The 25,661-nt window shown below is 70.7% G+C and carries 20 protein-coding genes and 1 pseudogene; 10 read left to right on the top strand and 11 right to left on the bottom strand.

The genetic code is table 11. The annotated features are described in order from the left end of the window. Window positions 1–123 precede the first annotated feature (123 nt). Window positions 124–1,056, bottom strand: coding sequence for a homocysteine S-methyltransferase (gene mmuM, locus AB0I18_RS05225; protein ID WP_363103996.1), 933 nt, complete (start codon window positions 1,054–1,056; stop codon window positions 124–126). Window positions 1,057–1,223: 167 nt separating this feature from the next. Here mmuM and AB0I18_RS05220 point away from each other — a divergent pair, with 167 nt between their 5' ends. After that, window positions 1,224–2,588 carry an amino acid permease gene (locus AB0I18_RS05220; RefSeq protein WP_363103995.1) on the top strand — a complete coding sequence of 455 codons (1,365 nt, stop codon included), beginning with the start codon at window positions 1,224–1,226 and terminating at the stop codon, window positions 2,586–2,588. 127 nt (window positions 2,589–2,715) lie between these two features. On the opposite strand, the gene thrS is transcribed toward AB0I18_RS05220, so the two are convergent. Both thrS and AB0I18_RS05210 read right to left on the bottom strand, forming a co-directional pair. Next, window positions 2,716–3,951, bottom strand: a complete 1,236-nt coding sequence (gene thrS, locus AB0I18_RS05215) for a threonine--tRNA ligase (protein ID WP_363103994.1) — start codon at window positions 3,949–3,951, stop codon at window positions 2,716–2,718. A gap of 267 nt (window positions 3,952–4,218) precedes the next feature. Then, on the bottom strand, window positions 4,219–5,046 hold the full coding sequence (locus AB0I18_RS05210; RefSeq protein ID WP_363103993.1) for an oxidoreductase: 828 nt from the start codon (window positions 5,044–5,046) through the stop codon (window positions 4,219–4,221). A gap of 93 nt (window positions 5,047–5,139) precedes the next feature. Between AB0I18_RS05210 and AB0I18_RS05205 the strand changes: the two genes are divergently transcribed. Next, a complete protein-coding gene (locus AB0I18_RS05205) occupies window positions 5,140–6,039 on the top strand; it encodes a LysR substrate-binding domain-containing protein (RefSeq protein ID WP_363103992.1) in 900 nt (299 codons plus the stop codon). Window positions 6,040–6,065: 26 nt separating this feature from the next. Here AB0I18_RS05205 and AB0I18_RS05200 read toward each other — a convergent pair whose 3' ends face one another. Together AB0I18_RS05200 and AB0I18_RS05195 are read right to left on the bottom strand one after the other, a co-directional pair. Further along, complete coding sequence (locus AB0I18_RS05200) at window positions 6,066–6,296, bottom strand: hypothetical protein (RefSeq protein ID WP_363103991.1); 231 nt, start codon at window positions 6,294–6,296, stop codon at window positions 6,066–6,068. Between the two features lie 49 nt (window positions 6,297–6,345). Next, window positions 6,346–8,493: an autotransporter-associated beta strand repeat-containing protein gene (locus tag AB0I18_RS05195; RefSeq protein WP_363103989.1), complete on the bottom strand. Its 2,148-nt coding sequence runs from the start codon at window positions 8,491–8,493 to the stop codon at window positions 6,346–6,348. Between the two features lie 173 nt (window positions 8,494–8,666). On the opposite strand from AB0I18_RS05195, the pseudogene AB0I18_RS05190 reads away from it, so the two are divergent. The 5 genes and pseudogenes from AB0I18_RS05190 to AB0I18_RS05170 form a co-directional block, all read left to right on the top strand. Next, window positions 8,667–9,731 (top strand): annotated as a pseudogene (locus AB0I18_RS05190) (glycoside hydrolase family 43 protein); the annotation flags it as partial. Between the two features lie 36 nt (window positions 9,732–9,767). Next, window positions 9,768–10,550 (top strand): glycoside hydrolase family 43 protein, encoded by a 783-nt coding sequence (locus AB0I18_RS05185; protein ID WP_363104006.1) that lies wholly within the window; start codon window positions 9,768–9,770, stop codon window positions 10,548–10,550. Beyond that, window positions 10,547–11,989, top strand: coding sequence for an RICIN domain-containing protein (locus AB0I18_RS05180; protein ID WP_363103988.1), 1,443 nt, complete (start codon window positions 10,547–10,549; stop codon window positions 11,987–11,989). The genes AB0I18_RS05185 and AB0I18_RS05180 overlap by 4 nt, the downstream gene beginning before the upstream one ends. A 248-nt stretch (window positions 11,990–12,237) precedes the next feature. Beyond that, on the top strand, window positions 12,238–13,293 hold the full coding sequence (locus AB0I18_RS05175) for a rhamnogalacturonan acetylesterase (protein ID WP_363104005.1): 1,056 nt from the start codon (window positions 12,238–12,240) through the stop codon (window positions 13,291–13,293). A 95-nt stretch (window positions 13,294–13,388) separates the two neighbouring features. Continuing rightward, entirely contained in the window at window positions 13,389–15,122 is a 1,734-nt protein-coding gene (locus tag AB0I18_RS05170; RefSeq protein WP_363103987.1) for a DUF2264 domain-containing protein, read from the top strand. On the opposite strand, the gene AB0I18_RS05165 is transcribed toward AB0I18_RS05170, so the two are convergent. Further along, window positions 15,109–18,012: a BTAD domain-containing putative transcriptional regulator gene (locus AB0I18_RS05165; RefSeq protein ID WP_363103986.1), complete on the bottom strand. Its 2,904-nt coding sequence runs from the start codon at window positions 18,010–18,012 to the stop codon at window positions 15,109–15,111. The two genes, AB0I18_RS05170 and AB0I18_RS05165, sit on opposite strands and share 14 nt — an antisense overlap. A 149-nt stretch (window positions 18,013–18,161) precedes the next feature. Here AB0I18_RS05165 and AB0I18_RS05160 point away from each other — a divergent pair, with 149 nt between their 5' ends. Further along, on the top strand, window positions 18,162–19,208 hold the full coding sequence (locus AB0I18_RS05160; protein ID WP_363103985.1) for a class I SAM-dependent methyltransferase: 1,047 nt from the start codon (window positions 18,162–18,164) through the stop codon (window positions 19,206–19,208). Window positions 19,209–19,245: 37 nt separating this feature from the next. Here the strand turns inward: AB0I18_RS05160 and AB0I18_RS05155 are convergent, their stop codons facing one another. Next, window positions 19,246–20,670 (bottom strand): hypothetical protein, encoded by a 1,425-nt coding sequence (locus tag AB0I18_RS05155; protein ID WP_363103984.1) that lies wholly within the window; start codon window positions 20,668–20,670, stop codon window positions 19,246–19,248. A 136-nt stretch (window positions 20,671–20,806) separates the two neighbouring features. Between AB0I18_RS05155 and AB0I18_RS05150 the strand changes: the two genes are divergently transcribed. Further along, complete coding sequence (locus AB0I18_RS05150) at window positions 20,807–21,619, top strand: isocitrate lyase/phosphoenolpyruvate mutase family protein (protein ID WP_363103983.1); 813 nt, start codon at window positions 20,807–20,809, stop codon at window positions 21,617–21,619. Here the strand turns inward: AB0I18_RS05150 and AB0I18_RS05145 are convergent. The 3 genes from AB0I18_RS05145 to AB0I18_RS05135 are packed head-to-tail and all read right to left on the bottom strand — an operon-like array spanning window position 21,616 to window position 23,553. Beyond that, window positions 21,616–22,473: an alpha/beta hydrolase gene (locus AB0I18_RS05145; RefSeq protein ID WP_363103982.1), complete on the bottom strand. Its 858-nt coding sequence runs from the start codon at window positions 22,471–22,473 to the stop codon at window positions 21,616–21,618. The two genes, AB0I18_RS05150 and AB0I18_RS05145, sit on opposite strands and share 4 nt — an antisense overlap. Next, entirely contained in the window at window positions 22,466–22,717 is a 252-nt protein-coding gene (locus tag AB0I18_RS05140) for a DUF397 domain-containing protein (protein ID WP_363103981.1), read from the bottom strand. The genes AB0I18_RS05145 and AB0I18_RS05140 overlap by 8 nt, the downstream gene beginning before the upstream one ends. Beyond that, a complete protein-coding gene (locus AB0I18_RS05135) occupies window positions 22,714–23,553 on the bottom strand; it encodes a helix-turn-helix transcriptional regulator (protein WP_363103980.1) in 840 nt (279 codons plus the stop codon). The genes AB0I18_RS05140 and AB0I18_RS05135 overlap by 4 nt, the downstream gene beginning before the upstream one ends. A gap of 155 nt (window positions 23,554–23,708) precedes the next feature. On the opposite strand from AB0I18_RS05135, the gene AB0I18_RS05130 reads away from it, so the two are divergent. Further along, window positions 23,709–24,149, top strand: coding sequence for an ATP-binding protein (locus AB0I18_RS05130; RefSeq protein WP_363103979.1), 441 nt, complete (start codon window positions 23,709–23,711; stop codon window positions 24,147–24,149). Here AB0I18_RS05130 and AB0I18_RS05125 read toward each other — a convergent pair. Next, window positions 24,142–25,467, bottom strand: coding sequence for a jacalin-like lectin (locus tag AB0I18_RS05125; RefSeq protein WP_363103978.1), 1,326 nt, complete (start codon window positions 25,465–25,467; stop codon window positions 24,142–24,144). The genes AB0I18_RS05130 and AB0I18_RS05125 overlap by 8 nt on opposite strands. Between the last annotated feature and the right edge of the window lie 194 nt (window positions 25,468–25,661).

Below are 25,661 nucleotides of genomic sequence, written 5' to 3'. Positions count from 1 at the left end.
GAGCGGCGATCGGATACCCCGTCGCGGCACCGACCCCACCACCCACCACCCCAGGGGCGCGAGGAACTGCGCGACCAGCCCCCACCGAACCCGCAGACAAACAACCGCCCAACCCGCGGAGCGCTACGCTCCGCGCAACACCCCCGCAATCCCCGAAATCGCCCCCGGCCCAACCCGACAGCACCCACCAATCAACCGCGCCCCACCCCGCTCCCAACCAGCGACCTGCTCAGACGAGAAGCTGGAACGCCCGGTCCAGGCCCGCGCCCCGGCATCCCAGGTCTCGCCACTGTTCGGATACACCACAACCGGCTTGCCGGTAACACGCGCGGCGATCTCCACCGCACCGTCCACGTCATCGGGCACACAGCAGTTGACACCAACCGCGATCACCTCATCGGCCTCGGCGGCGACCGCGAAGGCCTCCTCCAACGGCTGCCCGGCCCGCGTCCGCCCCCCGGCGACGCTGTACGACAGCCACGCCGGCACGCCAAGCCCCCGCACCGCCCGCAGCAGCGCCCGCGCCTCGTCGGCATCGGGCACGGTCTCCAGCGCGAGCACGTCAGGCCCGGCGGCCGCGAGCACCTCCAGCCGGGGCCGGTGGAACCGCTCCAACTCGGCCACGCTCAGCCCGTACCGCCCCCGGTACTCCGAGCCGTCCGCCAGCATCGCCCCGTACGGACCCACCGAAGCCGCCACCCACAACGGCTCGCGCACACCCTTGGCCGCCGCCCGCCGGGCCGCCTCGCGGGCGAGTCCGACGCTGAGTCCGAGCAGTTCGGCGGCGCGCTCGCGGGAGATGCCGCGCTGGGCGAAGCCCTCGAAGGTCGCCTGGTAGCTGGAGGTGATCGCCACGTTCGCGCCCGCCTCGAAATAGGCGAGGTGCGCCTCGGTGATCGCCTCGGGCCGCTCGGCGAGCAGCCGGGCCGACCACAACTCGTCGCTCAGATCGTGCCCGGCCGATTCGAGCTGGTTGGACATACCGCCGTCCAGGACGACGGCGCGGGTGCCGGTGGCGAGGGCTTCGGCGAGAGTACGGGTGGCATCGCTGGTCATGGGACGACGCTAGTCGACGCGAGAGCAGACACCCGCTTTGTGTCCAGTACATGAACAGATCGCCCACCATATGGGATGCCGGGTTAGGCTCACGCTCCCCTCCCCACGGATCCCCACCCCCACAGATCCCCACCCCCACGGCTCCCCACGGAACAACGGACCTCCCCATGCCTGCCGCAGACACCACAGATCCCGCCCCGCCGACCAAGGACGCCCCGCCGTCCCAGGGCCCGAAGCGCTTCGGCCTCGCCGCCGCCACCGCCCTGGTCATGGGCAACATCATCGGCGGCGGCATCTTCGTACTGCCCGCAACCGTCGCCCCGTACGGCACAGTCAGCCTGCTCGCCTTCCTCGTCCTCTCCGTGGGCGCGGTACTGCTCGCCCTGCTCTTCGGGAAGCTGGCGCGCCGCAGCCCGGTGACCGGCGGGCTGTACGTGTACCCGCGCGACGCGTTCGGCGAGTTCGCGGGCTTCCTGTCGGCCTGGTCGTACTGGACCATGACCTGGGTCAGCATCGCCGCCCTCGCCGTCGCGACCGTCGGATACGCGGACGTGCTGCTGCCGCTGGACGGCAACCGCGCGCTGGAGGCGACCGTGGCGGCGGCCGCGCTGTGGCTGCCCGCCGCCGCGAACTTCGCGGGCACGCGCTGGGTGGGCGGCGTACAGATCGTGTCGACCATCCTGAAGTTCGTGCCGCTGCTCCTCGTCGCCACCGTCGGACTCTTCTTCATCGACACCGACAACTTCGGCCCGTTCAACGCCTCAGGCGACAGCGTGCCCGGCGCGCTCGCCGCCTCGGCCGCACTGCTGCTCTACAGCTTCCTCGGCGTCGAGTCGGCAGCCATGAGCGCCGGCGAGGTCCGCGACCCCGAGCGGACGGTGGGCCGAGCGAGCGTCCTGGGCACGCTCGGCTCGGCCCTCGTCTACCTCCTCGGCACGGTGGCGGTCTTCGGCCTCGTCCCGCACGGCGAACTCGCCGAGTCCGGGGCGCCGTTCGCCGACGCGGTCGACGCGATGACCGGCGGCCACTGGGGTGGCACGGTCATCGCCGCGGTCGCCCTCGCCTCGATGGTCGGCTGCCTCAACGGCTGGATCCTGATGAGCGCGCAGATGCCGTACGCCGCCGCGCGGGACGGGCTGTTCCCGGCGGCGTTCGCTCGCATGGGCAAGGGCGGGGTGCCTGGTTTCGGGGTCCTGGCCTGCGCTGTCCTCGGCTCGCTGCTGATCGCCCTGAACTACACGGCAGGCCCGGGCACCACCTTCCGTGTCCTCGTCCTCATCACCACCTTCACCGGGTGCGTGCCGTATCTGCTGTCGGCCGCGGCCCAGTTGTACTGGCTGGCCCGGGGGACCCGCGAGCGGGTTCGCCCCGCGGGTCTGGTCCGGGACCTGATCGTTGCCGGGCTCTCCTTCGCGTTCTCCTTCTGGCTGATCGCGGGGGCGGGGTATGCGGCGGTCTATCAGGGGGTGCTGTTCCTGTTCGCGGGGATTCCTGTGTACGTGTGGCTGCGAGGGCGCCGGGAGAGCGTCTGAGCGCTCCGCAGGCCGTACGAACGCTGCGGGCCGGTGGGGCTGGTCGCGCCCACGCGGCGGAGCCGCATATGTCACAGCCCCGCGCCCCTAAAAGACTGCGCAGTTCCCCGCGCCCCTGAACGCGCCCCTAAAGGGGCCCGGTGCTATGGGCGTCGACCACCGAGGCGACCCGGTCGACGACTTCCCCGGCCGGCTGCGGGTCCAGGCGTCGCCCGTCCCGCAGTCGCAGCGCGACCCGGTCGTCGGCGGCCTCCTTCGCACCGATCACCGCCTGGTAGGGGACGAGGCGGGCCTCCCTCACGCGGGCGCCCAGAGTGCCGCTCTCCGGGCCGGCGATCTCGGCGCGCAGCCCGCGTTCGGTACAACGCCGGGCGAACGAGACGGCGTCCGGCGACTGGGCCTCCGAGACCGGCAGGACCACCAGCTGGGTCGGGGCCAGCCAGGCCGGGAAGGCTCCGCCGTGTTTCTCGATGAGGAGGGCGACGGCCCGCTCCACGCTGCCGATGACGCTGCGGTGCACCATGACCGGCCGGTGCTTCGCGCCGTCCGCGCCGATGTAGTGCAGGTCGAACCGCTCCGGCTGGTGGAAGTCGATCTGCACGGTGGACAGGGTGGACTCCCGGCCCGCGCCGTCGGCGACCTGGACGTCGATCTTCGGCCCGTAGAACGCGGCCTCGCCCTCGGCCGCCTCGTACGGCAACCCGGAGCCGTCCAGGACCTCGGTCAGCAACGCGGTGGACCGCCGCCACAGCTCCGGCGCGGCGACGTACTTGCCACCCGGGCCCGGCAGGGAGAGCCGGTAGCGGGCCGGGCTGATGCCGAGCGCGTCGTACGCCCGGCGGATCATCTCCAGCGCGGCCCGGGCCTCCTCCGCCACCTGGTCCAGGGTGCAGAAGATGTGCGCGTCGTTGAGGTGGATCGCGCGTACGCGGGTGAGCCCGCCCAGCACACCGGACAGCTCGGAGCGGTACATGTCGCCCAACTCGGCCATTCTCAGGGGAAGTTCGCGGTAGCTGTGGGAGCGGGAACGGTAGATCACCGCATGGTGGGGACACAGACTCGGCCGCAGCACGACCTGCTCCGCGCCCAGTTCCATCGGCGGGAACATGTCCTCGCTGTAGTGCGACCAGTGCCCCGAGATCTCGTACAGCTCCCGCTTGCCGAGGACCGGCGAGTACACGTGCCGGTATCCCGCCCGCCGCTCCTCCCCGCGGATGTACTCCTCCAGGGTGTGCCGTACGACCGCGCCGTCGGGCAGCCAGTACGGCAGCCCCGCGCCGATCAGCGGATCGGTGTCGAACAGGCCGAGCTCGCGGCCGAGTCGGCGATGGTCGTGGCTGCTCTGGTGGCTGTTGTCGTTCATGGTGGCGGTCTCCTCGCGGACGGTACGGATCCGGGCGAGTGACCGGGTACGCCGAAGCCCCGGGGCACTCGCCCCGGGGCTTCGGACTGGCTCATCGCTCAGCGCGCCGGGACACTCTCCGGCGTCGTCGTCATATGGGCGCGCTTCATGGCGGGAACGGTAGCAACGAGGCGGGGAGGCCCGCACGGGGTTTTCTCGGCCCTGGCCTTGGCCCGGCCCCGGTCCCCGCACCCGCCCGCCCGCACGTGTGCGAGGCCTCGCCCCGCCTCAGTCGCCGAACGCCGTCGCCCGCGCGACCTTCTCCCACGCGGCGATCTCCGTACGGACCCCGTCGAGGTGTCCGACCACGGCGTCCACCGCGTCGTCGCCGAGGGGCAGGCGCAGCGGTGTGTTGTCGGCCTCCAGGGCCGTGATGATCGCGGCGGCGGCCTTGGCGGGGTCGCCGGGCTGGGTGCCGTCGCCGGCGGCGACCATGTTGCGGGTCGGTCCGACCGTGTCGGCGTACGCGTCCAGTTCCGGGCTGGCGCTGATGTTGCCGAACAGGCCGGTGCGGAAGGCCCCCGGTTCGACGATCAGTACCTTGATGCCGTGCGGCCGCACCTCGTCGGCCAGCGCCTCGGACATGCCCTCCAGTGCGAACTTCGTACCGCTGTAGGCGGCGAATCCGGCGAAGGACAGCTGGCCGCCCATGCTGCTCAGCTGCACGATCGCGCCGGAGCGGCGGGCGCGCATGTGCGGGAGCACAGCCCGGACCAGGGCGGCCGGTCCGAACAGATGCAGCTCGAACAGCTCCCGCAGTTCGGCGTCCGTGGTCTCCTCGAACGCGCCGACATGGCTGCGGCCCGCGTTGTTCACCAGCACGTCGATCCGGCCGTGGCGCGCGGCCACGTCCCGCACGGTCGCCTCGATCCCCGCCGGGTCCGTGACGTCCAGGGGCAGCGCCTCGATCCGGTCCGGGTGGGCCGCGACCAGATCGTCGAGCGTGGCCGGACGGCGGGCGGTGGCCACCACGACGTCCCCGGCGGCGACGGCAGCCTCCGTGATCGCCCGCCCGAAACCGCTGTTCGCCCCTGTCACCAGCCATACCTTGCTCATTACGGTCTCCTCGTCGGTCGTGTTTCCCTCTGCCGACAAGCCTCGTACCGAGAGGGCTCGCCCGTCCAAGACCCGTCGTGATAACCAAGGGTTATGGACGCCCACACGCGGGACCTGCGGTACTTCGTCACCGTGGCCGAGGAGCTGCACTTCACCCGTGCCGCCGCACGCCTCTACGTCTCCCAGCCCGCCCTGAGCAAGCAAGTCCGGGCGCTGGAGGGGCAGTTGGGGGCGCCGCTGTTCGAGCGCGACAGCCGGGGCGTGCAGCTGACACCCGTGGGCAAGGCCCTCCTGCCGTACGCCCGCAAGGTCCTCGCCGCCTGGCAGGATGCCCTGGACGCGGCCGAGGGCGCGAAGGCCGAGCAGGCGGCCACCCTCGTCGTCGGCATGAGCACCAGCCCGGCCCGCGGCGGCCTGCTCCCGGCGATCCGCTCCCGCTTCACGGAGGCCCGCCCCGAGGCCACCGTCCGGCTCCGGCAGATCGCCTGGGAGGACGCCAGCGCCGGGCTCGCGGACGGCACGGTCGACGTGGCCTTCGTATGGCTGCCGATCCCGGACCTCGACCGTTACACGTACGTCGTGGTCGCCGAGGAGCCGCGCCTGCTTGCCCTGCGCGAGCAACACCCGCTGGCCGCCCGGGAGTCCGTCGACTTCGCCGATCTGCTGGACGAGCCGTTCCTCGCCCTGCCGAAGAGCGCCGGGGCGCTGCGCGACCACTGGCTCGCCCTCGACGAGCGCGGCGGCCGTCCGGCGCGCGTCGGCGCCGAGATCGCCAGCACCGACGAGACGTACGAGGCCCTGGTGGACGGCCGCGGCGTCTGCCTGGTCGCCGCCGGGAACGCACCCCTGATCAGCCTCGGCGGCGTCGTCACCCGCCCGGTCCACGGCATCGCCCCCAGCCGCCTCGCACTCGCAGCCCACACCGACGACCACCGCCCGCTGGTGCTCGACTACCTGCGGGCGGCCCGGAAGGTGGCCGGCGCTGCCCGCTGACCTTCACACGGTGTGAGGGGTGAGCATCAGGCGGATCCAGGGTCGTTCGGCGGGCCGTCAGGCGGCTGCTGCCGGGCGACGGCGGCTCCGACGGCGAAGCCGATCGCGACGCCGACGCACATGCCCAGGCTGATTCCGAGCGCGAGGTTGTCGAACACGAGCAGCCCGAGTACGACCCCTATGGACATTCCCACGGAGGTGCCCACCGACAACGCGATGCCCACGGCCGCGCTGCCGCGCTCTTCTTCCTTCGTCATTCGTTCATTATCGCGCCCGGAGGGCCCAGACGGGACGCCGCGCGTCCCGTCACCTCGTGGAGGCGTGCCGCCCGCCCCGTGACCGGGCGGCACGCCGCTTCAGGGCCAGCGGAATCGCCGGCGCCGCCAGCAGCCCCAGCGCGGCGGCGACCAGCCACCAGACGCGCGGTACGGAGCTCTCGGCGGTTGTGCTCGCCGCACCCGCGGCCTTCGGCACGGCGGAGTCCCCGGCGGCCCGGGCCGTCGCGGACGGGCTCGCGGTGTCGGTGGTCAGGACGACGTCGTTGCCGTCGCCGCCCCGGTAGCTGATCCGGTACTCGGTCTTGCCCACCTTGACCTTGGCGCCCTCTTTGAGCCCGGTGAACGTGCCGGTCGTCTTCGTCTTTCCGGCGTGGTCGATGAGCACGACCTTCGCCGCCTTCGCCTCCGAAGAAGCCGTACGGGCGTCCAGGCGGGCATCCAGCTTCCCCGCCAGCCCGACCTTGCCACCGACCTTCAACGCCCGCTCACCTACGGCCAGTTCACCACCCGAGCGCTGCGTATAGTCCCCGGTCACCGTCACCCCGCCCGAGACCTTCCCCGTACTCGTCACCGAGCCGACCACCCTGCCCTTGCCGGACAGGGACGTGGTCAGGTTCAGCGTCTGCCCGAGGGCCCTGCGCACGTCGAGCCGCGCGTCCGTCGTGGTGAGCCGAATCGCCTTGCTGCGGGCCAGAGTTGAGCCGTCCAGTGCGAGCGTGCCCTTGGTGACGGTCGTCGTCCCCGTGTACGTCACCGCGCCGCCCGTCAGTGTCGCCGTCGCGGCGCCCGACTGCGTGAGCGAGCCGCTGCCGCCGATCCGGGACAGGGCAAGAGGCTTGGAGGTGTTGCGGAGCACCAGCGAGCCGTCGTTGACCACCTTGTAGAGGTCGCCCTTGGTGTACAGCCCTCCGTCGCCGCCCGGCTTTCCGCTGCCCAGTCGCAGCACCGCGCCCTTCTGGACGGTCGTCGAGCCGTTGTAGTACTGGACGGCGGCGAAGGTGACGTCGTTGCCCTTCGTGCCCTTGATGACGATGTCCCCGGCGCCGGGGGTGGACAGCGTGTCGTGGAACACGCCGCCGCCGATGGGCGCACCCAGGGTCACCGGCCCGTTGTAGTCGAAGGTGAGCAGCGAACGGGACCTGGCAGCAAGGAGGTTGATGTAGACCGTCTCGGACGTGCCCGGCATGAAGATCTTGTTCGTGGTCCCGTCGCCCCACTGGACGTTGGCGCCCTTGATGTTGGTGCCGCGCTTGTTGATGTTCTTGCGCGCGGGCGTCCAGTTCAGTGCGGGGTCGCTGAGCGAGGGGTCGGTGTCGCCGCCCTGGTTCGACCAGCTGTACTGGCCGGTGAGCACGACCTTGCTGCCCGGCCGCGACTGGACGTTGATGTCACTGCCGTACTCGCGCTGGTAGAAGTCCATGCCCATGGTGACGGTCTGGCCCAGCGGGGTGTCCACGGTGTACGTGCCCTGGTTGAGGATCTTGCGCATGTTCGGCAGCGCCGTCGCGAACTCCGGGCGTCCGGCGTTCACCTGCGTGCCGTTGTCGATCACCCCGGAGAAGGAGTGGGTGCCCGACAGGTCCCAGGTGCCCCACAGGAACCTCGGCTGGGTGATCAGCCCGGAACCGCTGATGGTGCCCAGGTTGTAGGCGCTCTTCAGGGAGAGCCGCAGGGTGCCGTCGACCCTGATGTTGTCCTGGTTGAGACGGAAAGCCGGGGTGTTGTACGGAAAGTGGCCGATCAGCCCGGTGGTGCCGCCGTCGCCGTACTGCAGGGTCGCGCCACGCTCGACCGTGATCGCGGGCGGGTCCGGGTTGGTCGTGGTGACGTACGGGTGGTTGCCGCCCTGCGTCCCCACCGCTTGCCGCTGCCGGGACTTCGGCAGCGTGAAGTCGCTGTCCTTGGTCAGGACCAGGGTCCCGGAGCCGCGCACGGTGAGCGTGCCCTCGCCGCGGAACACCCCGTCGTACGTGGTTTTCCCGGCTGGCACGGTCACCACCGCGTCGCCCCGCAGCGTGACGTCACGGTCGGCGAGCACCGCCGCGGTGACGTCCTGGGCCCCGGCGGGAGCCGCCACCGCGCCCGGTGCCGTGACTCCTGCGACTCCTGTCGCGGCGACGGCGACGGCGAGCGCCGCGCCCGCTCCCGCCGCCCGTACGCGGATGTTCTTGTTCACGTGAGTGGAGACGGAGGCGGCCTCGGACGGATAACAGAAACTTGGGTCCGAAAGTGTCCGACTTTTTCGAAGCGTCCGACCCGTTGACCTCCTCGTAACACACCCTTACCGTTTCGGCGTTCGGAATGACAGATACCGTTCGATATATCGGATGTTCAGCGTGAGGGGACGACATGAGCCGCCTTGACGAGAGTCCCGAAGTCCCGAGCCGCAGACTCGTCCTGAAGGGCGCACTGGCCGCGGGCGCGCTCACGGCCGTGCCGGGGATGGCCCAGGCCGCCACCTTGGATGCCGACGGAGTGAGCGCCTCCTACGTCAACCCGCTCGTCCGCAACCGGGCCGACCCGCACATCCACCGTCACACCGACGGCTACTACTACTTCACGGCCACCGCTCCCGAGTACGACCGGATCATCCTGCGCCGCTCCCGCACCCTGCGCGGGCTCGGCAAGGCCGCCGAGTCCGTGATCTGGAAGAAGCACGAGAGCGGTGACATGGGCGCGCACATCTGGGCGCCGGAGATCCACCACATCGACGGCAAGTGGTACATCTACTTCGCCGCCGCGCCCGCGAACGACATCTGGGCCATCCGCATCTGGGTCCTCGAGAACTCCAACGCCGATCCCTTCAAGGGCACCTGGACCGAGAAGGGCCAGCTCAAGACGGCGTGGGAGACCTTCTCGCTCGACGCCACCACCTTCACCCACCGCGGCACCCGCTACCTCTCCTGGGCGCAGCACGAGCCCGGCATGGACAACAACACCGCGGTCTGGCTGTCCGAGATGGCGAACCCGTGGACCTTGAAGGGCCCCCAAGTCCGGCTCACCACACCGGAGTTGCCCTGGGAGGTCATCGGCTTCAAGGTCAACGAGGGCCCGTCGGTCATCGCACGCAACGGCCGTGTCTTCATGTCGTACTCCGCCAGCGCCACCGACCACAACTACTGCATGGGCCTGCTGACCGCCGACGCGGACAGCGACCTCATGGACCCCGCGAGCTGGTCCAAGTCGCCGACCCCGGTCTTCACCAGCAACGACACCACCAAGCAGTACGGCCCGGGCCACAACACCTTCGCGGTCGCCGAGGACGGGCGCACCGACGTCATCGTCTACCACGCCCGCCAGTACAAGGAGATCGTCGGCGACCCGCTGAACGACCCCAACCGGCACACCCGCATCCAGAAACTGGGCTGGAAGCCGGACGGCACACCGGACTTCGGCATCCCGGTCGCCGACACGCGCGTCCGCAAGTCCGCGGCCGCCACCCGCTACACGATGACGGCGTTCACCAACAGCAGCGAATCCAACATGTACGTCTACGAGTCCCCGGACGCACTGACGTACTCGCTGCTGAAGGGACCGGCCTTCACCCCGCCCACCGGCCTGATCCGCGACCCGTCGGTCATCAAGCACACCGACGGGTACTACTGGATCGTCTACACCACCAACTGGACCGGGAACACCATCGGGTTCGCGCGCAGCAAGGACCGTACGAACTGGTCCTTCGTCGCCAACCACACCCTCCCCACGCCCGGCCTGGCCCGCACCTGGGCCCCCGAGTGGTTCGTCGACCCCGCGAACGGCAGCGTGAACGTCGTCGTCTCGCTCGACACCGCGAACAACTCCATATTCCGTCCGCACCTCCTCACCGCCACGAACGCGTCACTGCGCAACTGGTCGGTCCCCAGGGCCATTTCGGGCCTGGACCGCGCCAACTACATCGACACGTTCATCGTCCGGCACGCCGGCAAGTACCACGCCGTCACCAAGCAGGAGACGACCAAGTACCTGGAGTACGCCACCGCCGACAAGCTCGCCGGGCCCTACACCTTCGTCGGCACCGGCGACTGGGCGGGCTGGGGCAGCTGGCGCGAGGGCCCGGCGCTCGTGCGGCTCGACAACGGCGGCTGGCGGATCTACTTCGACGGTTATGCCGAGAAGAAGTACTACTACAGCGACAGTCTCGACGGTCTCAGGACCTGGACCCCCATCCGGCAGCTGCCCGGTCTGACCGGCTCTGCCCGCCACTTCACCGTCCTGAAGGAGAGCCTCCGATGACGAGACGCGAGTCTTCCATGACGTCGTTCACGAGACGTGCGTACGCGATCCTCCTCGCCCTCTGCCTCGCGCTCGCCGGAGCCCTGGCGACCGCGGGCCCGGCGAGCGCCGCCCCCCAGACCATCACCAACGGCACGCAGTTCACCGACGTCAACGGCAACCCCGTGCACGCGCACGGCGGCGGGGTCATCAAGGTCGGCTCGTACTACTACTGGTTCGGCGAGCACCGGAACCCCGACAACACCTTCCGGTACGTGGACGCCTACCGCTCCACGGACCTGAAGAACTGGGAGTTCCGCAACCACGTCCTGACCGAGGCCACCGACCCCGAGCTGGCGACCGCGAACATCGAGCGGCCGAAGGTCATGTACAACGCGGCCACCGGCAAGTTCGTGATGTGGATGCACAAGGAGAACGGCACCGACTACAGCGAGGCGCGTGCCGCGGTCGCCGTGTCGGACACCGTGGACGGCAACTACGCCTGGAAGGGCAGCTTCCGCCCGCTCGGCCAGCACATGTCCCGTGACATCACGGTGTTCGTGGACACGGACGGCGCGGGTTACATGATCTCCGCCGCCCGCGAGAACTACGACCTCCAGATCTACCGGCTGACGGCCGACTTCACCGGCATCGCGAGCCTGGTCGCCGACCCCTGGCACGGCGGTCACCGTGAGGCTCCGGCGCTCTTCAAGCGCAACGGCGTCTACTTCATGCTGACTTCGGGCGCGACGGGCTGGAACCCCAACCAGCAGCAGTACGCCACGGCGACGTCGATCGCGGGTCCCTGGACGGCGATGAAGAACGTCGGCGACTCGACGACGTACGGCTCGCAGACCGCCTACGTCCTTCCCGTGCAAGGGAGTTCGGGCACCTCCTACCTCTACATGGGCGACCGCTGGGGCAACGCCTTCGGCGGCACGGTCAACGACTCCCGTTACGTCTGGCTGCCGTTGAGCTTCCCGAACTCGACCACCATGTCGATGTCCTGGTCGCCGGAGGTCACGGTCGACACGAGCGCCGGGACGGTCACCGGTACGAGCGCCACGTACAACACGCTGGCCGCCCGGCACTCCTCGAAGTGCGCCGACGTGACCAGCCAGTCGCTGTGGGCGGGCGCCCAGATCAAGCAGTACACCTGCAACGGCGGCAACAACCAGAAGTACTGGTTCAAGTCGGTCGGCGGCGGCTACTCCCAGCTGATGGTGCGGGGCAGCTCCCTGTGCGTGCAGGAGAACGCCGACACCGTCACGCAGGAGAACTGCGGCTCGGCGACCAGTCAGCAGTGGTCGGTCACCACCACCGGCTCCTACGTCACCCTCAAGTCCCGCGCGACCGGCGAGTGCCTGGACGTGAACGGCGGATCGACCGCCGACGGTGCCGCGCTGATCACCTTCACCTGCAACGGGGGCACCAACCAGCAGTGGACCCGGGCGAGCTGACCTGACAGGCAGGACCTGACAGGCAAGAGGACTCCGGCCCTCCGTCACTCGGGCGGTCGGAGTCCTCTCAGCCATGCCCGCTGCCAGGAGTGTTCGCCGGGGCGTGCGGCAGGGCCCCGGTTCTCTGACCTGCCGCACACCTCTAGAAAGCGCTTGCCATTCAGGGGTACGGTCCAGCCGCCAGGACCCGTCGCCCTGTTGGAGGAGTCCCCTTGAGACGCCCGAACCGCCTGAGACGTACGAATCGCCTGAGACGCCCCACGATCACCCTGCTGGCCGCGCTGACCGCGGCCACGGCCCTGTCCGCCACTCCGGCCGTGTCCGCCACCCCGGCACAGGCGCACGGCCGCGCCCCGGGCATCGAGAACTGCACCGCGACGGCCTGTCACTTCGACCTGGCTCCGGGCACCTACGACGTACGCGTCCGGCTCGGCGGCAGCGCGGCGGCGAGCACCGCCATCAGCGGCGAGACCCGGCGCTCCCTGCTCCCCGAGACGCCCACCGAGGCCGGCGAGCCGGTGGCCCGCAGCTTCACCGTGAACGTCCGCACCCCCGAGGGCGAGCCCACCGGTCCCGCGGGCACCCCCGGCCTCGACCTCGTCATCGGCGGCTCGGCCCCCGCGCTCGCCGACATCCGAGTCACCCCGGCCGGTCGCCACCACACCCGCCAGATCTTCCTGGTCGGCGACTCCACGGTCTGCGACCAGCCCGGCGATCCCTACTCCGGCTGGGGCCAGCACCTCCCGCAGTACCTCCGCAAGGGCGTCTCGGTCGCCAACTACGCGGACTCCGGCGAGAGTACGGTCACCTACCTCGCCAACCCCCAGCTCTTCGCGACCGTCCAGCCGCAGATCCGCAAGGGCGACCTGGTGCTCGTCCAACTCGCCCACAACGACAAGCAGACCGACGAGGCGACGTACCGCGCGAACCTCGAAACGCTCGTCGCCGGAGTACGCGACAAGGGCGGCAAGCCGGTCCTGGTCACCCCGATCGTCCGCCGCTGGTTCAACACCGACGGCACCCTCAACAACGGCACGGCCCTCCTGGTGAACGGCCTGGGTGTCGACCACCCGGCCGTCACCCGCTCGGTCGCCGCCGCGCACGACGTGCCGCTCATCGACCTCACGGCCAAGACGAAGGCGATGGTCGAATCGCTGGGCGTCGAAGGCTCCAAGGCCCTCTACCTCTACAACGAGAAGCGGGACAACACCCACACCTCCACGCGAGGCGCGACGGCGTACGCGGAGATAGTCCGCGACGAACTCGTCGCCCAAGGCCTGGTGCCCGAGCGCCTGGTGAGGTGAGCTGGACCCCTGGGGCGTCCCGTCCGGAACCGGGGCGCCCCAGGTACACACGTGGATACACCGCACGACCCGAGCGAGAACAGGAAGCCCGACCGATGCCCGCAGTCGACCCCGCAGCCGCCTCCGCAGGAGACCCGGCGGGCGTTCCCGAGGACCGCATCCTCAGCCCGTACACCGGCTACACCCGCGCCCACTGGGAGGCGGCCGCCGACTCCCTGCTCGCCGCCGTGGAGCCGTACGCCTCCGAGGACCGAGCCCTCTACCACCTGCCCGGTGAGCACACGGGCTGGGCGGGCCGCCTCTCCGACGGCCTGGAGGGATACGCCCGTACGCTGATGCTGGCGGCCTTCCGCCGCGACGAGAAGGCCCTGGAGCGGTACGCAGACGGCCTCGCCGCCGGAACCGCCGGCGTCTGGCCGCGCATCGAGCACCGCAGCCAGCCCCTGGTGGAGTCCGCGTCGATCGCCCTCGCCCTGCGCCTGACCCGGCCGTTGCTGTGGGACCGCCTCGACGACGGCGTACGGCAGCGGGCCGCGGAGTGGCTCGGGGACGCACTGACGGCCGAACCCTGGCCCTGCAACTGGGAGTTGTTCCCGGTGACGGTCGGCGGCTTCCTCGGGGATATCGGCTACGAGCCCGAGGCGTCCCGAGCGGCCGTCGACCGGGGCCTCGAACGCATCGAGCAGTGGTACGTCGGAGACGGCTGGTACACCGACGGTGACGGCCGGGCCTTCGACTACTACAACGGCTGGGCGATGCACCTGTACCCGGTGCTGCACGCCTGGCTGGCGGACGACGAGCGGCTGCTCGACCTGTACGGCGGCCGGCTGTCGGCCCATCTCACGGACTACGCCCGCCTGTTCGGCGGCGACGGCGCGCCGATGCACCAGGGCCGTTCGCTGACGTACCGCTTCGCGACGACGGCACCGCTGTGGCTGGGCGCGCTCACCGGCCGTACGCCGCTGCCGTCGGGGGAGACGCGCCGGCTGGCGTCCGGCGCGCTGAAGTACTTCCTCGACCGGGGGGCCGTGGACGACCACGGCCTGCTCACCCTGGGCTGGCACGGCCCCAACCCGGCTGCCCTGCAAGGCTATTCGGGCCCGGCGTCCCCGTACTGGGCGAGCAAGGGCTTCCTCGGTCTGCTGCTGCCGCCGGAGCACGAGGTGTGGACGGCGGCCGAGCGGCCAGGACCGGTGGAACGCCAGGACGAGGTCCGGCCGGTCGGCCCGCCCAACTGGCTGCTCCAGTCGACCCGTTCGGACGGACTGGTCCGCCTGCACAACCACGGCAGCGAGGACGTCCGCTACGACCCGTTCTACACGCGGCTCGGGTACTCGACGGTCACGGAGCCTTCGGCGTCGTACGACAACAGTGTGATCGTGGGCGACGACCCGAGCCGCACCGGCATCGAGCCGTTGGGGGCGGGTGAGGGCTGGGCGGCCTCCCGGCACACGACGGCCTCCGGCGCCCGGGTCACGAGCCTCGTGCTGGCCGAGGGCGCGGTGGAGGTACGGGCGTTCCGTGTCTCGGGGGCGTCCGACGGTACTCCGGTACGGGTTACCGGCTGGGCGGCGGGGGAGGGATCGCGGGCCGAACTTCTCCCCCTCCATGGCCTGTTGGACTCGCCCGACGGTCTGGCAGGCGTCACGGCGTCCGCGGACACCCTCCTAGTCGCCCTCGTACGCCTCACCGCCGAGCCGGACCCCGCGCCACTGGAGGAGTCGGTGGCTGTGAGCGTGGACGAGACGGACGAGATCCATGTCCGCTGGAGCGGAGGCGCCGAGGTGCGGGCCCGGCTGGAGGACGACGGGACCGTCACAGTCGTCTGAGGTTCCGCTCGATCGCCTGCCGTGCCACGTCGAGGACGGCAGGTCGGCCGGGGATCGGTGTCGCCGTGGCGGTCGCGGTGGGTTCGGCGCCGTGAGAGCGGTCCGGGGCGGGGCGGGTGCCTTCGACGGCGGGTGCGTCGGGGGCCTGGTCGGCCGCGGCGTCGATCAGGGCCGCCGGTTCGTCGTCGCCGAGTCGGCGCAGCAGGTCGGCGAGGTTGCGCAGGGCGGTCCACAGGTGGGTCCAGTTGCCGTTGCGGGCGAAGTAGTCGATGACGTCGCGGTAGCCGTCCAGCGCTTCGTGGACCCGGCCCGCGCAGGCGCGTACCGAGTGGAGCCCGACGGTCGCGACGCCGACGAGGAAGGTGGCGCCCGAGGCGCGGGCCAGGTCGATGGCACGAAGGTAGTGTCGTTCAGCCGGCTCGCTGTGGCCCGCGAGGCTGTCGATCTCCCCGGCGACGTATGCGCCCCACGAGAGCATCGAGGGCGACACCGCGGCGGCCAGCCCTCGGTCGTTCAGTCTCCGCGCCTCGTCCAGATCGCCCGAATAGGCCTTCGCGAGGGCGGCGATCCCGAGGTTCTCCCGCTGTGGGCCGGCGAGATCGACCGCGGCGAGGGAGTGCTCGACCACGTCGTCGTAGGCGCCGCGAGCCAGGTCGGCCACCGAGAGGACCATCAGGCAGTGCCATGATCCGGTGCTGTCGGCCGCTTTCTCCAGCCCGGTACGGGAGAGCCGGTCGGCCCGGTGGTAGTCACCGCGGTGGTAGGCGGCTTCCGCCGCGACTCCGAGCACGGCCACGGCGCCCGGTTGCCCGGCGAGCGCCGGGTCGTCGGCCAGTTCCGCTGCCCAGTCGCGAATCTCGACGAGGTCGCGGTAGGCGACCGCCTCGAACAGCGCGGTGACCATCGACACGGCGTCGTCCAGCGGTCCCTGGCCGCGGACCAGCCGCCACGCGGCCCGCAGGTTCGGCAGTTCGCGGCGCAGGACGGCGTCGGCCTCGGGCTCCCGTTCAGTGGCCATGACGGCGCCGATCCACGAGGTCAGCTCGACGGCCCAGCGCAGCAGGCGCTCGGCCGCGGCCTTGTCCTCGCCGGTCGCCGCGAGCCGGTCGAGACCGAAGGCCCGCAGCGTCTCCAGCATGCGGAAACGGGTGGCCCCCTCGAAGGAGGCCTCGATCATGGAGGCGTCGACGAGGCGGGCCAGAGTGCTTCCGGGGTCACTCTCCAGGTCCAGGTCGGCGGCGAGCCGCTCCGCGGTGTCGAGGTCGACACCGTCGACGAAGACCGACAGATGCCGGAACAGCCGCCGTTCGTCCTCGGTGAGGAGCTGGTACGACCACTCGACGGTCGCGCGCAGCGTCCGGTGCCGGGAATCCGCGCTGGGGCTGCCCCCGCCGAGCAGGTCGAGCGAGCGGTCGAGGCGGCCCCGCAGATCAGCCAGGGAGAACGTGGACAGCCGGCCGGCCGCGAGCTCGATGGCCAGCGGCATCCCGTCGAGCCGGTGCACGATGTCGGCGACCGTACGCAGCTGTGCCGGCGTCGGTGGCGGCCCGGGTCGAACCCGGCGGGCCCGGTCCAGGAAGAGCGCCACGGACGGAACCCGCGAAGGGTCCCGATCGGGACGGGGCAGCGGCAGCGGCGCCAGCCGTGAGACATGTTCGGCGGCGAGGCCGAGAGGTTCGCGGCTGGTGGCCAGCAGGGAGATGCCGGAGCATGTGGAGAGGATCGTGTCCACCATGTCCCGTGCGCCGTCGAGCAGGTGCTCGCAGTTGTCGACCACCAACAGACCGGGACGGCCGCTCAGCACGGCGACGCAGGCGGACAGCACGTCACCCCGGTCGACCTTCAGGTTCAGGGCCGCCGCCAGCGCGTGCGGGATGGCGGCGGGATCGGTGACCGGCGCGAGCAGCAGCACCGTCACCGTGCCGCTCTGCCGCGCGACCTCCAGGGCGACCCGGGTCTTGCCGACACCGCCGGGACCGACGAGCGTCACCAGCCGCTCGGCCGCCAGGAGCCGGTGCAGGGCCGCGACCTGCGCCGCACGGCCGATCAGCCGGGTGGTCGGCCGGGCCGGCATCCCGGGCCCGGCGGCCGCCCCGGGCGCCTCGTGCCGGCCGGACGCCGAACCGTCGGCGCCTGTGATGATCTCGCGCTCAAGCTGGTCCAGCGCCGGTGAGGGGTCGAGGCCGGTCTCGTCGACCAGCCGGTGCCGGTACTCCCGTCCGACCCGCAGGGCCTCCGGCGCCTGCCCGGTCACCGCCAGCGCCCGCATGAACAGGAGGACCGCGGGCTCCCGTAGAGGGGCGGCGGCCGATGACGCGGCGGCCAGCCCCACGATCCCGTCGGCCTGTCCCGTGGCGACGGCACCGGCGATCAGCGCGTCGGTCACCTCATGGCGCAGCTGCGCGTACTCCTCGACCGCGGTGGCGACCGGCGTGATGTCGGTGAGGTCGGCGAGAACCGGCCCTCGCCACAGCCCGTGCGCCTCCTGGAGCAGGCGGAACGCGCCGTCCGGGTCCCGCTGTGCCGTCGTACGCGCCGTCGCCAGCAGCGCCCGCGCCTGCGCGGCGTCCAGTTCGGCGGGTCCGAGTGCGAGTCGATAGCCGTCCTGCCGCGTCTCGAACCGGGCCACCGCGGGACCGAGGTGTCCGCGCAGCCGGGACACCTGGTTGTGCAGGGCCTGACGCCCTGATTCGGGTACCTCCGAGGGCCACAGCGCGTCCATGAGGTGGTCGACCGTCACGGTCCGTCCCTCGGCGATCGCCAGCAGCGCGAGCACCGCACGCCGCTTCGGACCGGGTACGTCCACGCAAGCGCCGTCCACAACGAGCCGCAGCGGCCCGAGCACCTCCACACGAACCGACGGCGACGGCGACGAACGCCCGACTGCCATGGCACCCCCCGTGTCCGGCATACGCGTGCGACGAGGACGAACTGGGCCTGTTAGCACGACGATAGCCCGTGCGAGGGCCGTGACAGGGCGCGCGTCAATCCTTTCTCTCGTGACCGGCACGAGCCGGTTCGACACGAAGGAGAACTGGGATGGACCACGAGAAGGTCAACGAGTTCCTGGGTCGGTTCGTGACCGACCTGGCGGCGACCGAAGCCGCCGGCTCTGTCGCGATCGGCCATCGGCTGGGTCTCTACCGCGCGCTCGCGGAGGGTCCGGCGACGCCCGAGGAGTTCGCCCGACGCACCGGGTGCCACCCGCGCTACGTCACCGAGTGGCTGCGTGGACAGGCCGCCGGCGGGTACGCCGACTACGAACCGGAAACCGGACGGTTCGCACTGACCGAGGAGCAGGCGTTCTGCCTGGCCGACCCGAACGGCCCCAACGTGTCCGCGGCCTTCCTCACCGCACTGGGAATGCTGCGCGCCGAACCGCGGATCACCGAAGCCTTCCGCACCGGAGCCGGCTTCGGATGGCACGAGCACCACGAGGACGTCTTCGTCGGGGTCGACGCCTTCTACCGGCCCGGCTACGTGGCCGAGCTGATCCCGAGCTGGATCCCGGCGCTGGAGGGGGTCGACGCGAAGCTGACCGCCGGCGCGCGCGTGGCCGACATCGGCTGCGGACTCGGCTCCACGTCGCTGCTCCTCGCCGAGGCCTACCCGCGCGCCACCGTCGTCGGCTCGGACTACCACGGCACGTCGATCGAGCTGGCCCGCAAGAAGGCATCCGAGGCCGGGGTCACCGACCGGGTCACCTTCGAGGTGTCCACCGCACAGACCTTCACCGGCACGAACTACGACCTGGTGATGATGTTCGACTGCCTGCACGACATGGGCGACCCGCTCGGCGCGGCCCGGCGGGTGCGGGAAACGCTGGCCCCGGACGGGACCTGGCTCCTGGTGGAGCCGTTCGCCTCCGACCGGCTCGAAGACAACTTCAACCCGGTCGGCCGGCTCTACTACAGCGGCTCCACGTTCCTCTGCGTGCCCAACAGCCTGTCCCAGCCAGGCGGTTACGCCCTGGGCGCACAGGCCGGTGAGACCGCTGTCCGCCAGGTGATCACCGACGCCGGTTTCACCGGGTTCCGCCGCGCGGCGCAGACGCCGTTCAACGTGGTGTACGAGATCCGGCCGTGAGCCGGTGGGCGATCCGGCCGTGAGACGTGGAAGGCCGTCAGGGAGTGAGGCGGGCGATCTTCAGGGACGTGGCGGTCGGCGACGCCCCGGTGAGGGCGGTCGTGTAGGCCGGGGTGACCGGAGCGTAGGCCCAGGTCAGGGTCCCGTCCTTGAGGACCGCGATGTCACCCGTGATCCGCTCCTTGACGACCTTGTCCGCGCCCTGGACCTTCCCGTTCCAGTCGACCAGCCGGAAGTGGGTGCCCGTGAAGGTGCCGGTGCACGTGCCGTCGGCGCACTTGGCGTTCTTCAGGGACTCCCAGAAGACGAGGAGACGGTTCTTGCCGTACGGGGCGACGCGGACGTTGACGTGCTCGGTGGTCGGGGACTTGGTGAGGTGGACCGGCTTGCCCGAGGGCGTGTTGCGGTTCTTGAGGAAGGCGACGGCCACCTGGTGGGTCTTCGTCTTCGGCTTCACCGTCCAGCCGCGGCCGCTTGAGTCGTCCGGGTTCTTGGCGGCGGAGGCGGCGCCGCGGGAGGCGAAGGCGGTGGCGTAGCGGCCAGTGGACGACTTCACCAGGTCACCGGTGCGGCCCGCGAACGTGCCGCCGCAGTAGCCCGCCCAGCACTGTTCCCGCTGGACCACGGGGGCCGTGTCCGGCGCGCCGATGCCCGTCGAGACGAACAGGCCCGAGCGCCAGTCGTCGAAGCAGAGGGAGGTGAAGGCGCCGGAGGTCTCGGCGCGCAGCGCGATGCCCTCGTTGTGGCTGCATCCCCAGCCCCAACCGCCGCTCAGCTTGGCGCCCTTGGAGCTGACGTACGCGAGCTTGTCGCCGAAGTGGCCGTCCGCGAAACCGCCCGCGCCGTGGACGACGAAGTACGCGCCGTACTTCGTGCCGTTCCAGGCGAGCTGGCCGTCGAGGATCGGTGCGGTGTCGTTGCTGGCGGTTCCGGTGAGCTTCTTACGGAACGCCTGCTTGCCGTTCTTGTAGCGGATCAGCGCCGCGGCCGTCTCCTTCCACTTGTTGGTGTCGGAGACCCGGGTCAGCAGGGCGAAGCCGTCGTTGTGCGCGACCAGGCCGCCGACCTCCTTCGTGCCCTTCACGACCGTGTCGGCTCCGGACCGCTTGCCCGCCGCGGTGAGCGCCGTGACGTGGACACCGTCGGAGGCCGGCCAGGCGACGCGCAGGGTGCCGTTGGGCGCCACGGCGGTCGCGGTGCGGGTCCACTCGCGGGTGTTGTTGTAACCCGCCGAGAGATAGGGGAACTTGGCGGGCAGCTTCACCGTGGTGTTCGTGACGGTGAGAGCGTCGGCGGTCGCCGTCGGTGCCGCTGTCGCCGTGGCGTACCAGGCTCCGGTGAGCGCGACGACCGCCGCGAGTGCTCCCGCGAGGGGCTTGCGGGCGATGCGGCGACGGCGGTGCGTGGGGGCAGCGGTGGCCGTGGTGTCAGTGGTGACAGTGGTGCGTCTTGCGGAAGTCATGCCCGGAGGTCGCCGCCGAGGGGCGGGAGGTTGCCTTCGGTGGTGATTCCGGTTCGGCCGGGGCCCGTGGACCGTTCGCACGGAGTCCCCGAACCGTTCGGCCGGTGCCGAAGTGTTCCGCCTCTAGCGTTGCCGTATGACCGAACAGGAAGCATCCGCGGAAGCCGTGACCACCTTCGCCGACCTCCACCGCGCCCCCGCCCCGCTGCTGCTTCCCAACGCCTGGGACCACGCGTCGGCCGCCGCCCTGGCAGCCCGGGGTTTCGCCGCGATCGGCACGACGAGCCTGGGGGTCGCCGCGGCGGCCGGACTGCCCGACGGGGCGGCGGCGACCAGGGACGCGACGCTGAGTCTGGCCCTGGCCTTGGGAAACGGGCCGTTCTTGTTGTCGGTCGACACCGAGGGCGGGTTCAGCGACGACCCGGACGAGGTCGCCCAGGTGGCCCGGGAACTCGCGGCGGTCGGGGCCGTCGGCATCAACCTGGAGGACGGCCGTCCCGACGGCACCCTCGCCCCCGCCGGGCTCCACGCGGCGAAGATCGCGGCGGTGAAGGCCGCGGTGCCGGGCCTCTTCGTCAACGCCCGCACGGACACGTACTGGCTAGGCGGCGGTGAGCGGGACAGTGATGGTGCCGGACCGGAGACGAGGCGCCGCCTCGACGCCTATCAACAGGCGGGCGCCGACGGTGTGTTCGTCCCCGGGCTCTCCGAACCGCCCCGGATCGCCGCCCTGGTGAAGACCCTCGACGTGCCCCTCAACATCCTCTACTCACCCACCGGCCCGACCGTCCCCGCCCTCGGCGACCTGGGCGTACGCAGGATCAGTCTCGGTTCCCTCCTTTACCGCCGGGCCCTGGGTGCTGCCCTGGAGACGGTGGCGGAGATCCGGGCCGGTCGGCCCGTCAAGGGCGTCGCGCCGACATACGCCGAGGTGCAGGCGCTCGTCTAGGTGGTCAGCGGGACATCTGGGGTGGCGTCGGGAGGCGGCGCTTTCGCGAGGCACTCGGCCAGGCACTCCGCGAACTCGACGGGATGAGTGATGGCCCCGATATGACCGCCCGGGAACTCGACGAAGCCGCTGCCGCTGAGCTCGGCCGTGAACGCGGCCGTCCGGTGCAGCAGTTGGCCGCGCGAGTCGGTGCCGGCGGCGAAGGTGAGACGGGGCGAGAGGGCGGTGAGGGCGGCCAAGTCCGGTGTGTACGAGGTGAACCGGGGCATCACGCGGGTGAGGAAGAGCGCCATGGGGTTGGACAACTCCTCGTCGGCCGAGAGCGGTTGGGACCCGGGTTCCGCTGCCTCCGGCTCCAGCGCGTCCGGGGTCCGCTCCTCGAGTCCGGCCGTCATCCGTGCCCCGGCGGCCTTCAGCCCCGCCGCGCGACAGGTGTCGTACACGTCGGCGAACATGGCCAGCTGGCGCGCGGCGTCGGGCAGTACCCGTACGACGGGCGGCTCGTGCGAGACCACGTGCCGCAGCCGCTCCGGATGCCGGGCCAGCAGGTCGAGTGCCGGGACGGCGCCCGCACTGGTCGCGAAGACGTACCCGGACTCGCCGTCCGGCAGCACCTCTCCGAGCACCCGGTGCGCACCCTCGCTCCACGCCTCCACCCGCTGCTCCTCGACGGGCAGGCCGAGCCGGCCGTGTGCGAGGCCGAGCGGGTCGTACGTCACGACGGTGAACCGGTCGGCGAGCCGGTCCGTCAGGCCGTCGAGGCCCATGGGGTGCCCGGCTCCGCCGGGAATGACGAGTAGTACGGGCCCGCTGCCGCGCACCTCGTAATGCAGGTCGTGCGGGGTCTCAATCATGTGCGGCGAACCCCACGAAGTCCGCCCACGCGGTGGGGGAGAGGGCGAGCTGAGGACCGCGTGTGTTCTTGGAGTCGCGGACGTGGATGGTGGTGGGGCAGGTGGCGACCTCTACGCAGTCTCCGTCGCCACCGCTGCTGTACGTCGACTTGCGCCAGGAGAGGGCGACTTCTATGCAGTCATCGCCGTCCCCACCGCTGTAACTGCTCTTGAACCAGGCCAGTTCGGTGGTGCTGGTGCTCATAGCGCTCCTCGCATCTGCCGCAACAGGCTCAGAGAGTCTTCGAGGGGGAGAGCCTGTCCTCGCATCCTGGCATACCGCCTCTGAAGGATGCTGATCTCTTTCAGGTCGGTCATGAACTGGCCGTTCCGCTGCCCCTCGCAGTAGGCGAACCACTGGTTGTCCGGGGTTTCCAGTAGGCGGATGGGGCCGTCCAACCCGGCGTGGGTCTCGCGGACCAGAGGCATGACCTGAAGCTCCACATTGCGGAGTTCGGCGAGGGCGATGATGCGTTCGATCACTTCGCGGGTCACGTCCAACCCGCCGATGCGGCGCAGCAGGACGTGTTCCTCCAGGATGAAGCCGAACGTGGTGTTGGGCCGTTCCCGCAAGAGCTGCTGACGCTGGCCACGTGCAAGCAACTGCGCCTCGACCTGCTCATCATCCAGCGGAGGCAGTTGGTGTGCGAACAACGTCCGCGCGTACGCCTCCGTCTGCAACAGGCCCGGCACCAGGCGGCATTCGTACGTGTACAGCGTGATCGCCTGCTCTTCGAGATCGGCCCACTGGCGGAACCAGGACGCCAACCCCGGCTTACGGGCCAGGAATCTCGCGGCCTCCTTCAGTACTCCGAAGCCGTCCAGTACGTCCTCGGCCCGCTCGACCAGATCCCGTGGCGGCAGCCGTCGGCCCTGCTCGATCGAGGCGATCGTGGCGGCCGCGTACCGTACGAGGGGCGCCAACTCCTCCTGTGTGAGCCCCGCGCGTTTGCGGAAGCCCTTGAAAACCACGCCGAACGTCTTCAGGCTGTCGGACGATTCGGGTTCGGTGCTCGCGGTGCTGCTGCTGTTCTCGGACATGTAGGGATACCTCCGCGTGCCACGGTGTCAACCCGGTCAAGTCACCCATGGTCACGGTCGGTTACCCGTACTGTCCACTCCGTGTACTCGTACGCTGACTCAGCGTACGAGTGGCGTCGCTGGTCGGCGGCTGTGCGGCACGTGACTGTTGGGGCATGCCAGGAGACGCCCGGGTCCAAGAACCCGTCACCGTACGTATGTTCACCCAGCTCTTCAGCTCGACACCGCGAGGGGCCCGGCTGGCGCGGCGGCTCGTCACGCACCGCCTCGACGCGTGGGGATGTGCGTACGGCACAGAGGTGAACGAGGCCGTCACCCTCGTCGTCGCCGAGCTGGCCGCGAACGCCGTGCGGCACGGGCGGGTGCACGGGCGTGACTTCCGTGTGCGGCTGCTGCTGTGCGAGGGCACCGTACGGGTGGAGGTGGCCGACGCCCGGGCGGACCGGTTGCCCACCGTCCGGGAGCCGTCGAACGAAGGCGGACGCGGGCTCCTGCTGGTCGCAGCGCTGGCCGAGCGGTGGGGTGCGGAAGCCCGCCCGGACGGGCTGTTCAAGACCGTCTGGGCGGAGCTCACCATGTCGCGGATGCTCAGCTGATCGGTGCGTACAGCACACCCAGCTTGTCGATCTCGGTGCCCGAGCGGCCCGTGAAGCCGACGATCTGCCAGCCGGCCGGGGCCGTGTACGTCACGGAGTCGGACGAGGCCGAACCGGCCGACAGCGTACGGGACTTGTCCGTCGTGAAGGCGGCCGAGAAGACGCGGGTCCGGCCGTCCTTCTGGCCCCGGGTGAGCTTCACCGAGGTGAGGTGTTCACCGGCGGCGAGGGTGAGGGAGGTGGCCGTGCCGCCCGTGCCGCCGTGGGTCAGGGGCGTACCGCCGTCATGGGTCAGCGACACCGAGTCCAGGCGGGAGGAGCCGCGCAGCGTGAGCGTACGGGGGGAGACGGCGGACGGCAGGTTGTCCGCGTCGTTGAACGCCGTGCCGTGCGGGCCGCCGAAGACGTCGCTCGACCGGAGCTTCGAGGACAGCGTCCAGGAGAAGTCGACGGCGTGCGGGAAGTGGTCGGAGAGGTTGCCGCCCGCCGAGTCCAGGAACTTCGCCCAGTCGTTGTTGTAGCGGCCGGCGGAGAGGTTCACCAGGTCGTTGCCGCGGTAGAGGACCTTGTCCACGACCTCGCAGTCGTTCGTGGGCGCGGTCGTGGGGCAGACGATCGCCTCGCTGCCCTGCGCGGGGGCGTTGCCGCCGCGGACCAGCTGGACCCACGCGTCGGTCAGGCCGTTCTCGCTCGCCAGCGTGCGGATGTTGTCACCGGCACGCGTGTAGCGGGTGTTGGTGTCGCCCATGACGATCACCGCGTTGCCCGAGGAGTTCGCCTGGATGAAGTCCGAGAGCTGGTCGACGTTCTTGCGGCGGGCGGCGAGGGCGTCGTCCGTCGAGTCCGCGTTCGTGTGCACGTTGTAGACGTCGACGTACACGCCCTCGGCTATCCGGACCCGGGCGAGTGAAAAGCCCTTCGGGGTCAGGCAGTTGGTGCCGGTGCAGTCGTTCCACTTGACCCGCTGGAAGTCGTCGAAGGTGTAGTCCGAGAGGGTGTTGAGGCCGTCGCCGAAGGGCACACCGCCGCTGGTCGCCGTGCGGTGCGGGTGGTTGTCGCCCGCGTACAGCGCCGCGTGGTAGTTGAAGTCCTCCTGCACGTTGACGATGTCGTACGCCCCGAGGCGCGGGGAGATCAGCGGGGTGTTCTTCTCCGGATTGCCCGAGCTGATCCCCTCGGGGAGGCCCGCGACGTTGTACGTGAGGACGTTGAAGGTGCCCGACGAGGGGGCGGCGGCCGCGGCGGGTGCGGTGGCGGCGGTGGTGAGCCCGGCGACGGCCAGCGCACCGGCCATCAGGGTGCCGATAAGTCTTCTCATGGGGGGTGTCTCCAGTAATCGGAGGAAACTGAAGTGCTCGGAGGAAGCTGAACGCTGCTCAGGTTCAAGGTCAATCAGTGTGACGGACAAGGGCAGTTGGGGGAACAGTGAGGGGCGAGGTGATCTGCCGTGCCAAGGTCGCCCGGCGATCACTCCGGCGTCACCGAAGGTTCATGTTTCACATCGAGTCTCCA

It is taken from the genome of Streptomyces sp. NPDC050704 (genome assembly GCF_040654355.1).
In the GTDB taxonomy this organism is placed as follows: domain Bacteria; phylum Actinomycetota; class Actinomycetes; order Streptomycetales; family Streptomycetaceae; genus Streptomyces.
This window is presented reverse-complemented; position numbering and strand designations above follow the sequence as displayed.

What these genes read in the sequence shown, in the direction of transcription:
- mmuM (WP_363103996.1), bottom strand. Translation starts at nt 1,056, where the DNA reads ATGACCAGCGATGCCACCCGTACTCTCGCCGAAGCCCTCGCCACCGGC.
- AB0I18_RS05220 (WP_363103995.1), top strand. Translation starts at nt 1,224, where the DNA reads ATGCCTGCCGCAGACACCACAGATCCCGCCCCGCCGACCAAGGACGCC.
- thrS (WP_363103994.1), bottom strand. Translation starts at nt 3,951, where the DNA reads ATGAACGACAACAGCCACCAGAGCAGCCACGACCATCGCCGACTCGGC.
- AB0I18_RS05210 (WP_363103993.1), bottom strand. Translation starts at nt 5,046, where the DNA reads ATGAGCAAGGTATGGCTGGTGACAGGGGCGAACAGCGGTTTCGGGCGG.
- AB0I18_RS05205 (WP_363103992.1), top strand. Translation starts at nt 5,140, where the DNA reads ATGGACGCCCACACGCGGGACCTGCGGTACTTCGTCACCGTGGCCGAG.
- AB0I18_RS05200 (WP_363103991.1), bottom strand. Translation starts at nt 6,296, where the DNA reads ATGACGAAGGAAGAAGAGCGCGGCAGCGCGGCCGTGGGCATCGCGTTG.
- AB0I18_RS05185 (WP_363104006.1), top strand. Translation starts at nt 9,768, where the DNA reads ATGACGGCGTTCACCAACAGCAGCGAATCCAACATGTACGTCTACGAG.
- AB0I18_RS05180 (WP_363103988.1), top strand. Translation starts at nt 10,547, where the DNA reads ATGACGAGACGCGAGTCTTCCATGACGTCGTTCACGAGACGTGCGTAC.
- AB0I18_RS05170 (WP_363103987.1), top strand. Translation starts at nt 13,389, where the DNA reads ATGCCCGCAGTCGACCCCGCAGCCGCCTCCGCAGGAGACCCGGCGGGC.
- AB0I18_RS05165 (WP_363103986.1), bottom strand. Translation starts at nt 18,012, where the DNA reads ATGGCAGTCGGGCGTTCGTCGCCGTCGCCGTCGGTTCGTGTGGAGGTG.
- AB0I18_RS05160 (WP_363103985.1), top strand. Translation starts at nt 18,162, where the DNA reads ATGGACCACGAGAAGGTCAACGAGTTCCTGGGTCGGTTCGTGACCGAC.
- AB0I18_RS05155 (WP_363103984.1), bottom strand. Translation starts at nt 20,670, where the DNA reads ATGACTTCCGCAAGACGCACCACTGTCACCACTGACACCACGGCCACC.
- AB0I18_RS05150 (WP_363103983.1), top strand. Translation starts at nt 20,807, where the DNA reads ATGACCGAACAGGAAGCATCCGCGGAAGCCGTGACCACCTTCGCCGAC.
- AB0I18_RS05145 (WP_363103982.1), bottom strand. Translation starts at nt 22,473, where the DNA reads ATGATTGAGACCCCGCACGACCTGCATTACGAGGTGCGCGGCAGCGGG.
- AB0I18_RS05140 (WP_363103981.1), bottom strand. Translation starts at nt 22,717, where the DNA reads ATGAGCACCAGCACCACCGAACTGGCCTGGTTCAAGAGCAGTTACAGC.
- AB0I18_RS05135 (WP_363103980.1), bottom strand. Translation starts at nt 23,553, where the DNA reads ATGTCCGAGAACAGCAGCAGCACCGCGAGCACCGAACCCGAATCGTCC.
- AB0I18_RS05130 (WP_363103979.1), top strand. Translation starts at nt 23,709, where the DNA reads ATGCCAGGAGACGCCCGGGTCCAAGAACCCGTCACCGTACGTATGTTC.
- AB0I18_RS05125 (WP_363103978.1), bottom strand. Translation starts at nt 25,467, where the DNA reads ATGAGAAGACTTATCGGCACCCTGATGGCCGGTGCGCTGGCCGTCGCC.